General features: G+C 65.4%; 14 protein-coding genes. 3 read left to right on the top strand and 11 right to left on the bottom strand.

Annotated elements, in window-relative coordinates; genetic code table 11:
• The first annotated feature begins 324 nt into the window (after window positions 1-324).
• Window positions 325-2091 (top strand): nitrite/sulfite reductase, encoded by a 1767-nt coding sequence (locus D3D01_RS08695; protein WP_121511920.1) that lies wholly within the window; start codon window positions 325-327, stop codon window positions 2089-2091.
• A gap of 258 nt (window positions 2092-2349) precedes the next feature.
• Here D3D01_RS08695 and D3D01_RS08690 read toward each other — a convergent pair whose 3' ends face one another.
• The 10 genes from D3D01_RS08690 to hemB form a co-directional block, all read right to left on the bottom strand.
• Window positions 2350-3705, bottom strand: coding sequence for a substrate-binding protein (locus tag D3D01_RS08690; RefSeq protein ID WP_121511919.1), 1356 nt, complete (start codon window positions 3703-3705; stop codon window positions 2350-2352).
• A gap of 171 nt (window positions 3706-3876) precedes the next feature.
• Window positions 3877-4521, bottom strand: a complete 645-nt coding sequence (locus tag D3D01_RS08685) for a chemotaxis protein CheC (RefSeq protein WP_101351322.1) — start codon at window positions 4519-4521, stop codon at window positions 3877-3879.
• Between the two features lie 197 nt (window positions 4522-4718).
• Window positions 4719-5177, bottom strand: coding sequence for an HTH-type transcriptional regulator Lrp (lrp, locus tag D3D01_RS08680; RefSeq protein ID WP_101351321.1), 459 nt, complete (start codon window positions 5175-5177; stop codon window positions 4719-4721).
• Between the two features lie 9 nt (window positions 5178-5186).
• The gene (locus D3D01_RS08675; RefSeq protein ID WP_121511918.1) at window positions 5187-5552 is read right to left on the bottom strand and encodes a P-II family nitrogen regulator; all 366 of its coding nucleotides are present in this window, start codon (window positions 5550-5552) and stop codon (window positions 5187-5189) included.
• Complete coding sequence (locus D3D01_RS08670) at window positions 5545-6873, bottom strand: ammonium transporter (RefSeq protein WP_053966747.1); 1329 nt, start codon at window positions 6871-6873, stop codon at window positions 5545-5547. Before D3D01_RS08670 ends, D3D01_RS08675 begins: the two co-directional genes overlap by 8 nt.
• Before the next feature lie 339 nt (window positions 6874-7212).
• Complete coding sequence (locus D3D01_RS08665) at window positions 7213-7695, bottom strand: hypothetical protein (RefSeq protein WP_121511917.1); 483 nt, start codon at window positions 7693-7695, stop codon at window positions 7213-7215.
• Complete coding sequence (locus D3D01_RS08660; RefSeq protein ID WP_121511916.1) at window positions 7692-8948, bottom strand: DUF58 domain-containing protein; 1257 nt, start codon at window positions 8946-8948, stop codon at window positions 7692-7694. Before D3D01_RS08660 ends, D3D01_RS08665 begins: the two co-directional genes overlap by 4 nt.
• On the bottom strand, window positions 8945-9472 hold the full coding sequence (locus D3D01_RS08655; protein ID WP_101351317.1) for a hypothetical protein: 528 nt from the start codon (window positions 9470-9472) through the stop codon (window positions 8945-8947). The genes D3D01_RS08660 and D3D01_RS08655 overlap by 4 nt, the downstream gene beginning before the upstream one ends.
• Window positions 9469-10182 (bottom strand): DUF4129 domain-containing protein, encoded by a 714-nt coding sequence (locus D3D01_RS08650; protein ID WP_121511915.1) that lies wholly within the window; start codon window positions 10180-10182, stop codon window positions 9469-9471. Before D3D01_RS08650 ends, D3D01_RS08655 begins: the two co-directional genes overlap by 4 nt.
• A gap of 102 nt (window positions 10183-10284) precedes the next feature.
• On the bottom strand, window positions 10285-11265 hold the full coding sequence (hemB, locus tag D3D01_RS08645) for a porphobilinogen synthase (protein WP_121511914.1): 981 nt from the start codon (window positions 11263-11265) through the stop codon (window positions 10285-10287).
• 139 nt (window positions 11266-11404) lie between these two features.
• Here hemB and D3D01_RS08640 point away from each other — a divergent pair, with 139 nt between their 5' ends.
• A complete protein-coding gene (locus D3D01_RS08640; protein WP_121511913.1) occupies window positions 11405-12094 on the top strand; it encodes a hypothetical protein in 690 nt (229 codons plus the stop codon).
• Between the two features lies 1 nt (window position 12095).
• Here D3D01_RS08640 and D3D01_RS08635 read toward each other — a convergent pair whose 3' ends face one another.
• Window positions 12096-12833, bottom strand: a complete 738-nt coding sequence (locus tag D3D01_RS08635; RefSeq protein WP_121511912.1) for a molybdopterin-binding protein — start codon at window positions 12831-12833, stop codon at window positions 12096-12098.
• Between the two features lie 179 nt (window positions 12834-13012).
• On the opposite strand from D3D01_RS08635, the gene D3D01_RS24020 reads away from it, so the two are divergent.
• A complete protein-coding gene (locus tag D3D01_RS24020; RefSeq protein ID WP_198560199.1) occupies window positions 13013-13150 on the top strand; it encodes a hypothetical protein in 138 nt (45 codons plus the stop codon).
• The last annotated feature ends 34 nt before the right edge of the window (window positions 13151-13184 follow it).

Here is a 13184-nt window from a genome sequence, read left to right as displayed (position 1 = left end):
CCGACACCCAAGTTCTACGGGTCCAGCCGACTCGGACGAACTATTTTCCGCGAGCGTCTCCGAAGGACAACTCCGGTACCGGACCGGACAACCGCCTGCAGTCCCTCGGTTTTCCCGTTCCAGCGGTGTGGTGTATAACCTCTTTAAACACCTCTTAGACGGTATAATTCTGGACGGCTGTTTTCGAAGCCCACTTCACTCTTTATTTCTTTAACGATTAGGGTTATAAGCAATCAAGCTGAGTAATTAGACGTAGATTAGCGGACATTCAGATATATATGGGCGATAAAAAACCACATACAGCAAGAACGTCGGGGCGAGAAGATGGCGCATAAAAAAGAGGAGTACAAAGCGGAGCTGTACGGCGACGAGGTACGGGAGAAGCTGGAGGAGTTCGCCGAGCAGGGCTGGGAGTCCATTCCCGAGGACGAACGCGAGAAGTGGTTCTCGCGGTTCAAGTTCTGGGGCGTGTTCCACCACCGCGGCGGCCAGGAGTCGTATTTCATGATGCGGCTGACCAACTGCGGCGGCGTCCTGGAATCGGACCAGCTCCGGGCTATCGGCGAAGTCGCCCGCGACTACGCGAAAGGACCGGCCGAGAACCCCGAGTTCGGCAACGGCTGGATAGATTTCACGACGCGCCAGTCTATCCAGCTACACTGGCTCAAGCTCGAAGACGTCCCCGAGATATGGGAGAAACTCGAAGCCGTCGGCGTCTCCTCGCGCTCGGCCGGCGGGGACACGATGCGGAACATCTCCGGCTGTCCGGTCGCCGGCAAGGCCGAGGAGTTCGTCGAGTCCCGCCCGATTCTCGACGAGATTCAGGAGACCATCCGCGACGACAACGACCTGGCCAACATGCCCCGGAAGTTCAACATCTCGGTGACGGGGTGCAAACAGGGGTGTGCCCAGAACAGCATCAACGACATCGGGCTGGAGCCGGCCCACAAATTCATCGACGGCGAGGAGGTCGAAGGGTTCAACGTCCGCGTCGGCGGCGGTCTCGGCGGCCGCGAGCCGCGCGAGGCCCGCCCGCTTGACCTGTTCATCCGGCCCGAACACGCTGTCGAGACCGTCCGGGCGTTCGTCGAGTACTACCACGAGGAAGGCAACCGTCAGAACCGCTCGAAGAACCGCGCGCGCTTCTTCGTCGACGAGCACGGCACCGACGCCATCCGCGAGGCGCTCGACGAACGGCTAGACTTCGAGTTCGAGACCGCCGGAACCGACTTCCGTGGGGAGTACACGTACAACGCCGGCAAACCCACCGAATACGGTGCCCACGACCACGTCGGCGTCTACGACCAGAAAGACGGCAAGAACTACGTCGGGCTCTCGGTGCCCGTTGGTCGGCTCTCCGCCGAGGACGCCATCGAACTGGCGGACCTCGCCGACGCCTACGGCTCCGGCGAGGTGCGGCTGACCCGCCGCCAGAACCCGCTCGTCATGGACGTGCCCGACGACAAGCTCTCGAACCTGCTCAACGAGCCGCTGCTGGACAAGCACACCCCCGAGCCGAACCCCTTTGTTCAGGGCGCGATGGCCTGTACCGGCACGGAGTTCTGCTCACTCGCGCTCACCGAGACGAAAGCGCGGATGGCGCGCCTGCTCCGCTGGCTCGGCGACAACGTCGACGTGCCCGACGACGTGGACCGCATCAAGATGCACTTCTCGGGCTGTACGGCCGACTGCGGGCAGGCGATGACTGCGGACATCGGCTTACAGGGGATGCGCGCCCGCAAGGACGGCCAGATGGTTGAAGCCGTCGACGTTGGCGTCGGCGGCGGCATCGGTTCGGAGCCGGCGTTCATCGAGTGGGTTCGCCAGCGCGTCCCCGCCGACGAAGCGCCGGGCATGATAAAGAACATCGTCGAGGCCTACGCCGCGTTGCGCTCAGAGGGCCAGACCTTCCGCGAGTGGGTCGACGCCACCGGCCACGAGACAATCGTTGAACTGGCCGAACCCCACGAGGTCGAGGGGTACGAAGACCCCTGCCTGGCCGACGGCAAGCAGTCGTGGTACCCCTTCGACGACGGCGACAGCCCCGCCCCGACCGACGCCGAGGGCCAGCCGATTTCGGCGGACGACTGACCATGCCGAACAGTTCGACCGACCGCGACGGCGCGTCCGACCCGTCGGAATCCGCGGTTCAGGAGGTGGCATACGACGCCGCACCGGAGCTACTGGAGTAACACGGTCCCGGCTCCGAACAGCCGGATGTGCTGACGTGACCTGCCGTTGCAGGGCGCGTCCGTCTGCCTCTGACAGTTAGGGACTGCTTGCGTCCAGTTCCCGCTCGCTTCTCCGCTTGCCGTATTTTCCGGTGTACAGTAACGTCACGCTCCGGCTCTAGTCCCCGTAGTCGCCGAGTTCGCACTCGGCGGCCGGGCCGCCGTCACAGTCGTATCCGACCGCTTTCGTGACGCTGAGCAGATCATAGAACCGACCGAGGGACTGCTCAGACTCGGGCAGCCCCTCGACCACCGGGACGCCACGCTGGGCCTGATGGTCACAGCGCCGCATCGTCTGGCTGCCCAGCCCGACCGAGTATTCGTGGCCTTCCAGTTCCCGGATAACCGCCGGCGGGTAGAAGGTGCCGGCCCGCTCGACGGCTGCGGCGTACTGGAGCGTCTGTGCGTAGGCCAGATGGGCCACGCCGGATGGCCGCTGTGCGTTCCCGTACTCGGCGGTGAAGGCGTTCTTGAACTCGTCGGAGAGGTCGGACGAGACGCTGGTGTCCCACGCGACCGTCCCGACGACGCCGTCGAGCGCCTTCGAGGCGTTCTGTGCCACGATACGGTTGTACAGCGGCACCACAATCCCCACCTCGTCAGGGAGTATTTCCTGAGCTGTTGTCAGCGAGTTCGCGGCGTCGAGTCCGTAGTGGTCGAGGAAAACGACCTCCGCGCCCGCGTCCCGGGCCCGTTTGAGTGGTTCCTCGTAGTCTGTCGTCCCGAGACGTGTCGGGATGCTCGTGAGTTCGACCCAGCCACTCGACGTGAAGAAATCGCGAATCGACGACTCCATGGTTTGCCCCCAGTTGTAGTCCGCGTAGATCTGGACGTACTCGGCGTCTCGGCCGAACCGTTCCTTGAGCGCCGGAATCAGCGCCTGTGCAGTCATGTACGCGTTGAACATCTCTCGGAAGCTGTAGCGGACACAGGCGCTCCCAGTCGTGTCGTTCGAGTGCGTCAGACAGCACATATACGGGACTTTCCGGGCCTGTGCGACCTTCTGCTGAGCGATGGCGACGGAACTGGACGAGCCGCCGGAGAACATGATAACATCGTCCTGCTTGATCATCTCCTCGGCGTTAGCCGTCGCGACATCCGGTTTCGTCTCCGTGTCTGCAGTGACGTACTCGACGGTCTTTCCGAGCACGCCGTCGCCGCTGAGTACGTCAAAGGAGCGTTGCCCGACCCAGCCGCCGCCCTCGTTGAGATGGGCGACAGCGAGTTCGTACCCCCGGAGCTCGTCGCGTCCTTCGGCGGCGTAGGTCCCGGACTGCGGGACGTTGAAGCCGAACGTCACCGTGTCGCCGTCGACCGGATAGTTCCCGAGCGGTGGGTGTTCTGGTGTGCTTTCGGCTCTCGAACCCCCGCCCTGGCATCCCGCCAACCCGGCGAGGCCCGCGGTACCGACCCCACCGGCAAGCTGTAGTAGCGACCGCCTATCAACCGCTGCGCCCCCACTTTCCAATCGCATACCAGCTGTTTTGATGATAAATATATATAATACTTATTTCAGTAGAAAAGGGTAACCAATTGGCACAGGCTGACTGGTCTCAGGAAGTAACAGATGGTCACGCGTCGTTATAGCGGGTACAGCAACGCTGGAGACGAGATGAAACGGGGTAGCAGAGACAGTGTGTCGCTGTCAGTCAAGAATATCGCTGGCCTCAGTGTCTACCGCCACGTCGGTGTCGAGGTCGATATCCTGAATCAGCGCGACGAGGTCCTCCAGTTCCGGGAACGTGTACACAGTCATCCCGAGGTCACCGTCGTCGACGGTGATACGCGAGTCGACGACGAACACCAGGTCGGAGTCCGGCCAGCCGCCCATTTTGTCGATGATGCCGTCAGCCGGTCCGAACACGAAGTTCGGCGTCCCCATGTCGATGGTCGTCTCCAGCACGTTGGCCCACCCGTCGATGAACGCGGAGGTCATGATGTTGCCGATCTCCTGCATCGCTGACCGTTCCATGTCGGAGAACCCCTCCCCCTCGCTTGGCTCACCCATTCCACCCATCATCGCGCTGGCCATCCGCTTGCTGTCGGCCGGGTCGAGCAGGAACAGGACGTAGCCGTAGGGCGGTTCGTTCAGTTCGACGTAGATGCCGACGCCCTTGTCGTCGCCGATGTGTGTTTTGACGTCCTCGATGTCGAGAAAATTGATCTGTGAGGTCCGAACTGTCGCGTCGAGGCCGGTCAACTGGCCGAGGTTATCCGCGACTGTCCCGGACCCCTCCTTTGCCATCTGATTGAAAAGGTCCAGCTTCCGCACGTCGACTTTCAAGCCCATATCTTCTGGAGCGGCGCGAGCGGCTTAACGCCACCGCTGGGAGCCACGCTCACCAGCGGATAGGGGCTGACAGCCATCTGCTGCCGGTCCCACAGGGTACCGGGCAAGAAATGCAGCCACTACGGACACATTCCCGTTGCACCTCGTAGCGTGCCGTCCCGTACTGAACTAGCAGCGAAAACAGGACCGCCGGCGCCTCAGACGTCAGTTCCGTCGACCGGGAACTGCTCGTGTTCACACACCGTGTTCAGTACGACTGATGTCGAGGCGGAGCGGATGTCCTCGTCGGTGAGCAGCGTCTTTATTCGCTCGTTCATCGACTGCGTGTCGGTGAACTTCCCGACGGCCACGATGTCGTGGTCGCCGGTCACTTCGTAAACCGCCACCATCTCGCGTCGATCACGTAACCGGTCTACCACCCGTTCGAGCCCGTCGCCCTCGACGGAGAGCTGGAACACGGCAGTCACGTCGTAGCCCAGCGCCCCGTAATCGATGTCGACGGTGTATTCGTCGATCACACCGGTCGACTCCAGGTCGTCCATCCGGCGGGATACCGTGGTCGCCGCGATGCCGGTCGCAGCGGCGACATCACGGGCGCTCGCACGGCCGTCCTGGAGCAGTGCGTTTACTACCTGTCTGTCGGTATCATCGACCATCTCGTCCGCTCAGACTGCCTCTGGGCCTTCTTTGCCGGTTCGGACCTGATAGGCGTTGTCCACGGGGAGGACGAATATCTTGCCGTCACCTTTCTCGCCAGTGTGGGCACCGTCGGCGATAGCGTCGACGACATCCCCTGCGGGGATGTCTGCGACCACCGTCTCGACTTTGACTTTCTGGTGCAGGTCGACCACGTACTCCTCGCCGCGCCACTGGCCTTTCTTGGCGGGCTGTGAGCCGCGGCCGGAGACGTTCGTCACTGTCAGCGAGGGCGCGCCGACCTCGGCGAGTGCTTTCTTCACGTCGCCGAGTTTGTCTGGCCGAACCATTGCGACTACCATCTTGATTTCGGAGTCGTCGGTTTCGTCAGTCATCTTTGGAACCTCCGTCAGTACGCACGCTCGGACTCACTTTACCACCATCGGCGACAACACTTTCGCCGCCACCGAACTCGGGGTAGGTCTCGACGCCGTGCTCGCTGACGTCCAGCCCTTCCTGCTCGTGTTCGGGCGTAACTCGAGCCTGGCCGGCTGCCTTGAGGCCGTACCAGATGAGGCCGGTGGTCACAATGGTCCAGCCGGCGATAACGGCGACACCAACTACCTGCACGGCGAGGGCGCTGCCGATAGAGCCAACGGTGCCGGAGGTTGCGACAAGTGGGTACATAATCGTGCCCAGCACACCGGCACTGCCGTGGACCGGGAACACAGCGCACACGTCGTCAATCTTCATGCGGTTTTCCATGAAGCTGAACACAATCGGAAGCTGACCGCCAGCGAGGACGCCGACGATGAGGGCGCCCCACCAGGTCGTGGTGTCGGGGATGGCCGTGATACCGACCAGCCCGGCGAGCAGCCCGTTTGCGACGTACAGCGTGTCGACCTTGCCGGTCTTCAGCCACGCGACCAGTGCGGCACCGATTGCGCCCATCGCCATCGCGACGGTCGTCGTCATCGCAACGCGACCGACCGTTGCGAAGGCACCGAGCGCGAGTGCACCGTCTTCAACGACGAAGACACTCGCTGCGGTCCCGACGTTGAACCCGTACCAGCCGAAAGCAAGGATAAGCGTCCCCAGCACGGCGAAGGTCATCGAGTGACCCGGAATAACGTTCGCAGAGCCGTCCTCGTTGTACCGGCCCATGCGCGGACCGAGCACGTAGGCGGCCGTGAGACCGGCGATACCGCCCATACCGTGGACAATCATCCCACCGGCGAAGTCCTTGAACACGACACCGCCGAGGCTGATGTGGGACCCGGCCCACGTGAGCCCGGTCACGACGGGGTAGATGACTGCGGCCAGCAGGAACGTGTACGTGATGTACGCACGGAGCTTGGCCCGGCCGGCCACTGCCCCGGAGACGATGGTCGCTGCCGTCATCGCGAAGACGGCACCGAACAGCCACCCGACGTAGTCGTTTGCGGCCTCAGCACCGAACGCCGGCGCGAAGGACCCGGACCCGACGAGCGACGAGATGCCGGACCCAATGAGGAAGAACACGACAACTCCGACCGACCAGGTCAGGAGGTTCTTCGTTAGCTGGTTCGCGACGTTCTTCGAACGCACCTGGCCCGCCTCAAGCATGGCGAAGCCTGCGTGCATGAAGAAGATCAGGAACGATACTGTAAGGACCCACAGGAGGTTGACACCTTCTGCGAGTACGTTCGGGTCAACTTGTAGTGCGGTGTAGCTCATTTCTAGTTCACCTGTTTCGTTTTGTTATCGACTGCCGTCTGCATGTCCAACTTTCTCCCATTCTGGCTCAACTTCTTCAACTCTTTCACGAGAATGGCTCTGGTAACAACACTACATAAGGTTTGCCTTTATGAACACGGAAATTAGAGGGGATGTGGTAGACGACCGTCCAGATTATGGTATGATATTATGGATATAAGGTTGTTCTCCGTAAAGAAAGTCCGTATATGTGTACTGGAATTTTGGACGTTTGTCGACCCCAGTTCCGGCCACAGGGGGCCAAATAGGCCGTTTTTGCTTGCGCGCGCTCTCAGCTATCCGTACACACTGCTCGGCCGGTCATCGCCTGAGCGCCGCGGTAAGTGCGATTGCGCCCAGCACGACGCTTGCCAGCGCCAGCGGCGACAGCGGCGGCACGTCGAGCTGAAAGAGCAGCGTCGTCACCACGACGCTCGCCCCGACAAGCCCTGTCGTTCCCGCGACATGTGTGAGTTCGACGGGCGTCCCGGGCGCTGTCCCGAGGTCCGCATAGAGGTCGATAGCCGCATGTGCGAACGTCCAGGCCAGCACCGTCGCGCCGCCGGCGACCAGCACTGTCGTCGTCGTTGCTCCCTGCAGGGCGGCCACCAACAACGCAAGGAACAGCGACGCGCTGGCGAGGTCGATCAGCCGCCCGGACTGAATTAGCTGCCCGCCGGCGAGCAGCACCACGCCAACGAGGGCAGCAGCGGTCGAGACCGCACTGATGCCGGCGACGAATAGCGTCACGACACCCGCCGCCAGTGCCGCACCGCCACAGACGAGCCCGGTTCGGTACGTCATCGGCCACCTCGCAAGGCCCGTTCAGCGACCTGCTCCAGCGGCTCCGTTGCGGGCCAGTCGTGGACGGCGATGCCGGCGGCTCGCAGCCGACGGAGCCGTTCGCGGCGTTCGAGTCGGGCTAACCGGTGGCCTGCCGTATCCGTCGCGGTCGGGTCGGGGCTCAGGACCGTCACCGGGTGACCGCTGGCGGCGAGTCGGCGGACCAGGGCCTCGCTGTCGTCGTCACACAGTGGGCCGAGGAAGACGACGTTCGCCGCCGTCGGCAACTGTGCGATGAGCTTCGTTGTATCCGGTGTTCGGGTGACCGATGTCGCGGCGAACGCGCGGTCGGTCCTGAGCAGGGTCCGGGCCTGCTGCTGATGGGCAGCGCTCGTGCCCGGTGCGAGCCACGCGCCGTGTGGCGAGTACGCCGCGACGCCGACCTCGTGGCCGTCCTCCGGGAGCCCCTCGACGAGGGCGACGGCGGCCATCGTCGACCGCTCGACAGCCGTCTCGGCGTCCGGTTGCGGGGCCAGCGCGGCGGCCGACCTGGCGTCGACGACGACCACGACCGTCGCCGACTGTTCGCGCTGGAACTCGACGGTCCGAAGGTCGCCGGTGCGAGCGTACTGGTTCCAGTCGACGCGGGAGAGCGGGTCGTTCGAGCGGTGCTCCCTGACCGCGTAGAAGGAGACCCCCTCGCCGCCCTCGTCGACGGGCACTGTCCCGGGTCGGCGGGCCACCGCCGGGACCAGCGGCAACAGCGCCGAACTGGCCGGCTGTTCCCAGGTGACGGTGTCGGGTTCGGCCGTAACGGACGTTCGCCGGGCGACGACGCCGACAACGTCCCTGACGACGACCGTCGCCGGATCGAACACGCAACGGTCGGTCCCGCCGGTAATCTCGTAGGTGATGGTCGTCGACGCGCCGGGGCGTAGCGCCGTTCCCAGCGACGCCGACCCTTCGACCACGCGGACAGAATCCGGTACGCCGTCGGCGAGCCGGAGGTCCGGAATCGTCTGCGACCCGTCGTTACGGACCGTGAGCGCGACAGTCACCCGCTCACCCAGCGCCGGCTCGGTCGGTGTAATGGACCGCTGTATCGACACGTTCGCGGCGGGCGGGACGGCGACCCGGTCGTACGCGCTCAGCGTGACGCCGAGCCCGCCCAGCAACACGAGCGCGGGGACTTGCCCCACCAGCCCGACGCCGACGGCGACCAGTGCGGCCCCGGCCAGCCCGAACCAGCGGCCGGTGCGGTGGACCTCGCTCATCGCTCCTCGTCGCGCCGTCGGAGTTCCGCCGTCGCGTGGGCGACGCGCCGCTGGAACGGACGGATACCCGAGAGCCACCCGGACAGCCGCGCCCGGAGCGATATCGGTGTCCCGTCGAACAGTTTCTGAGCCGGCTCCCTGTCCGTCCACGCGCCGGACCGGAGCGCGTCCGCTGCCTCGTCGGGAGAGAGCCCGTCGCGCTGGAGGACGGTGACAGCAACTCCCTCGACGCGCTGCCGGATGGCTTCCTGTCCGGCTCCACCAGCAAGCGCCTCGTCGATATCGTCACCGGGGACCGTGACGTACTGGCTATCGGTGTCGGGCAGCGCCACGCCGCGTTCGCTGTCGAGGGAACGAACGAGGAGTGCGAGGAGCGCGACGCCTCCGGCGAAGACGGCCACCGCGAGGATCGGGAGGTCCGAGACAGCGCCCGAGGGCAACAGCGGCGCGCCGAGCGCGGCGAGGCCGAGGCCGATGGCTGTCGCGACGAGGCCGAGCGCCAGCGGAAGCCGGCGCAGTGTCACGCCTTGCCCTCCCCGGCGGACCCGTCGGCGTCTTTGTCCGCAGAAGGCATCTCGGCGGGACTCGCCGCGATATCGTCCGCGTTGTCGGCGGCTCGTTCCAGCGCCGCACGGGCTTGGGACTCCAGGTCAGCGTCCGGCCGCTCCCGGCCGTAGCGAACCCGTTCGAACACTGACCGGAGCGAGGCGACGGCGTCTGGGTCGGCCCCGGCCGCCGTCGCGTCCGCCTCGATGTCCTGCGGGGACGATGCATCGTCGTCCACGGTCACCGCATCTTCGAGGGCGGCCCACGCGCGGTACACGTCGTTGGTCAGGGGCACGTCGATTGCAGCCGCGCTATGCGAGGGGGTCTTCGCGGATTCCGCGGTTCCGACGGCTGGCGTTTCGCCGCCCGTCTCGTCGATTGTCCGGCTCTGGCCGGCCAGTCGCCAGAGAACCACGAGCCCGACTGCGAGGCCAACGGCGAGCGCACCGACTGCCGGGGCGGGGACACTCGGCAGCAGCGCGCGGGCACCGTTCTCGCTTTCCGGCGGGTCGATGCTACCGGGCGGGTCACTGAGGCCCTGTCCGTCGGGGTTGTCAATCTGGCTGTCGTCCCGGGTCATCTCCGCCTGGTCGGATCCGGTGGCGGCGTCGAGGCTCGCAGCGCCGACGCTGAACGACAGCAGCGCAATCGCGGCGACAACCGCCACGAGGAGGGACTGTCGCTGCATACAGCCACTCCGCCCCTGGTACATGAATAGGTTAGGGACCTGCCCTTCGGTGGAACGCTCACGGGCGCGGTTCGAACGGGGACACGCCGCGACCGGTCCCGCTCAGAGTTCGTCTGCGAGGTCCTCCGCGAAGTAGGTCAGAATCAGGTCCGCACCGGCGCGTTTGATAGACAGCAGCGACTCGTAAGCAACTGATTCGAGGTCGAGCCAGCCCTTCTCGGCGGCGGCGTGGAGCATCGCGTACTCGCCGGAGACGTTGTAGGCGGCGACGGGGTGGTCGTAAGACTCCCGGATCTCCTTGACGATGTCCAGATACGGCAGGGCGGGCTTGACCATCAGCACGTCTGCGCCCTGCTTGACGTCGAGGTCGACCTCGCGGCGGGCTTCGCGTGCGTTCGCGGGGTCCATCTGATAGTGGCGGCGGTCGCCGAAGGCCGGCGCGCCATCGGCGGCGTCCCGGAACGGCCCGTAGAAGGCCGACTCGTACTTCGCGGCGTAGCTCATGACGGGCACGTCGGTGTCGCCTTGGGCGTCCAGCGCCTCCCGAATCGCGCCCACCATCCCGTCTATCATGCCCGATGGCGCGACCATGTCGGCCCCGGCGGCCGCGTGGCTCGCGGCGATTTTGCCCAGCAGGTCCAGCGTCTCGTCGTTGCGCACCGTCAGCCGCGGGTCCTCGGCGGCGTCGTCTTCGAGGACGCCGCAGTGGCCGTGGTCGGTGTACTCACAGAGACAGACGTCCGTGATGACGTAGGCGTCGGTTTCGCTCGTGATGCGGCGCGTGGCTTCCTGAACGACGCCGTCTTCGGCCCAAGCACGGCTCCCGCGCTCGTCTTTCGACTCGGGGACGCCAAACAGCATCACCGCTTCGACGCCGGTTTCGAGAATCTCCTCAACGCGGCCGGCCGCTTCGTCGACCGGGACACGTTCGTGGCCCGGCATCGTCTCGATGGGGACCCGTTCGTCGGTCGTCGCGTCGACGAACACCGGGGCGATGAGGTCCGATGCCGAGAGGTCCGTCTCGCGCACCAGCGGACGCACGCCGTCGGTCCGCAGGCGGCGCGGGCGCTGTGTCAGGTTCATACCGACTGTTCCGGCCGTCCGCGGCATGAACCCACCGCTTGCGGCGGCGACTGCGTCCTCGGCGACGGGACCCGGGACCGTGTGACACGTTCCCGTCCAGACACGAGATTTATGCCGACGCCGCCGTCACACCTGACCGATGCCCTCTGAGGACAGTGACTCGCTGACCGAACAGATGCACGACTTCCTCGACGGCCTCGGCTTCGCGGACCTGACGCCGGACTACCGCGAGGAGCGCGAGGCCGCCAACGACGCCATCGACGCCGCCTTCGACCCGCTGCCCGAGGAACTCGCTGAGGACCCGGACCTCGCCGAAATAAACAAAGTCAACGTCCACGACGACGGCGACGACATACTCGTCCCCGTGGTTACCTTCCTCTTCGAGGACGCCGGCGAACCGGACCGCGACGCCGTCTGGTCGTTCGTCGGCCGGGCGCTGGAGGCGGTGCGGGAGCCGTTCGCCGACTGCCACGTCCGTCACTACGACCTCCAGTTCGCCTACGCCCACGAAGAGGAGGACGCGGTCGTCTACTGCCGTATCGCGGTCCATCCGCCGCTCGTCGAGCGGTACCTGACCGAACCGGGTTTCGACATCGAGTCACTCCGGGAGGCCGTCGCCGAGGGGGACAACGGCGACGACGAGATCCCGCCGGTCGACTGGAAGCCCTTCGACGCCGAGTCGATGGGTACGGGCGCGTACAGCGGCGGGCAGGCGGCAATCGCAGCTCACTGCGCCGGCGCAAGCGCGGGCGCGGCCGCCGCATGTACCGGCGCTGCTGCGGGAGCCGGCGGGGCCGCGGGCTGTGGCGGCGCGGGCGGCGGGATGTGAGTCACTCGCCGTCGACCGTCTCGATTCGCTCGCGGAGCCACGCCGCGGCTTCGGTGACGGCGGCGGCGTCCTCGCCGGTCACCTTCACTCGGCCGGGCGCGTCGTCTTTGCGGGGGTAGCTCCCGACGGCGACGCCGAACCGCTCGCGGGCCTCGGTGACGCGGCTGACCAGCGCCCCCTCGGGAGCGGGCGTGTGTAGCGTCTCCGTCGTCCGGTCGCCGTCGAACTCGTCGGCAACGGTCTCGTACATCGCCCGCAGTTCCTCGGGGATGCCCGGCATGACGTACACGCTGTCGACGACACAGCCGGCGGCGAAGCTCTCGTCGGTCAGTAGCGGCTGGCCGCCCTCGGGGACCGACGCCCACGCATCGAGGTCCAGGTCCATGTCGTAGCGGTCCACCAGCTCGGGGTTGTCCTCGGCGAAGCGCTCGGCCTTCGCTTCGAGGTGTGCCCGCACGTCGTCGGGAACAACGAGGTCGCGGTCGAACGCCCTCGCCACGGCGGCCTTCGTTATGTCGTCGGGCGTCCCGCCGATGCCACCGGTGACGATGACCGCGTCGAAGGCGTCGCGATATCGCGCCACAGTGTCGGCGACGACCGCCTCGTCGTCGGGCACAGTCAGGACGCGGGCGACGCTCGCACCGGCAGCCGTGAGCTGGCGCCCTAGCCACGACGCATTCGTGTTCTCCGTGTCGCCAGCGAGCAGTTCGTCACCGACAGTGACCAGTGCGACCTCCATTATCTCGCTGTGGGTGTCTGCCGGCGTTAAGCGTTTGGCTGGCAAGTAGCGATAGATCGGGTAACCGGCCCGCCTGCCGGTCCCGAGTCTGAACACGTATTAATGGTATATTATGTCATTAATTTTCGTCTAGCCATATTTCGGCAACATACATATGCAAGCTCTCCTGACCACGGTGTATGGTACTTGTCACCAATTGTACTGACTGTGTCAAACGGGTCTACCCGGACCGGAGCCGCGCGCCGAGCATGGACCGCGGCGACGATGCGCCCGTCGAGGAGCCGCACACACCCCTTGCCGAGACACTGACAGACTGAACTCAGCGGCGAACTACGCCAGCGCCGGTTGCGG

The sequence above is a fragment of the Haloarcula sp. Atlit-7R genome, from assembly GCF_003666065.1.
GTDB classification, from domain to species: domain Archaea; phylum Halobacteriota; class Halobacteria; order Halobacteriales; family Haloarculaceae; genus Haloarcula; species Haloarcula taiwanensis.
Note: the sequence above shows the minus strand (reverse complement) of the source record. Positions and strands in the feature narration are given on the sequence as shown.

Coding starts and splice junctions, on each gene's coding strand:
- D3D01_RS08690 (WP_121511919.1), bottom strand. CDS start 3,705: ATGCGATTGGAAAGTGGGGGCGCAGCGGTTGATAGGCGGTCGCTACTA.
- D3D01_RS08635 (WP_121511912.1), bottom strand. CDS start 12,833: ATGGAGGTCGCACTGGTCACTGTCGGTGACGAACTGCTCGCTGGCGAC.
- D3D01_RS24020 (WP_198560199.1), top strand. CDS start 13,013: ATGGTACTTGTCACCAATTGTACTGACTGTGTCAAACGGGTCTACCCG.
- D3D01_RS08675 (WP_121511918.1), bottom strand. CDS start 5,552: ATGACTGACGAAACCGACGACTCCGAAATCAAGATGGTAGTCGCAATG.
- D3D01_RS08670 (WP_053966747.1), bottom strand. CDS start 6,873: ATGAGCTACACCGCACTACAAGTTGACCCGAACGTACTCGCAGAAGGT.
- D3D01_RS08640 (WP_121511913.1), top strand. CDS start 11,405: ATGCCCTCTGAGGACAGTGACTCGCTGACCGAACAGATGCACGACTTC.
- D3D01_RS08685 (WP_101351322.1), bottom strand. CDS start 4,521: ATGGGCTTGAAAGTCGACGTGCGGAAGCTGGACCTTTTCAATCAGATG.
- D3D01_RS08695 (WP_121511920.1), top strand. CDS start 325: ATGGCGCATAAAAAAGAGGAGTACAAAGCGGAGCTGTACGGCGACGAG.
- D3D01_RS08650 (WP_121511915.1), bottom strand. CDS start 10,182: ATGCAGCGACAGTCCCTCCTCGTGGCGGTTGTCGCCGCGATTGCGCTG.
- D3D01_RS08660 (WP_121511916.1), bottom strand. CDS start 8,948: ATGAGCGAGGTCCACCGCACCGGCCGCTGGTTCGGGCTGGCCGGGGCC.
- D3D01_RS08665 (WP_121511917.1), bottom strand. CDS start 7,695: ATGACGTACCGAACCGGGCTCGTCTGTGGCGGTGCGGCACTGGCGGCG.
- hemB (WP_121511914.1), bottom strand. CDS start 11,265: ATGAACCTGACACAGCGCCCGCGCCGCCTGCGGACCGACGGCGTGCGT.
- lrp (WP_101351321.1), bottom strand. CDS start 5,177: ATGGTCGATGATACCGACAGACAGGTAGTAAACGCACTGCTCCAGGAC.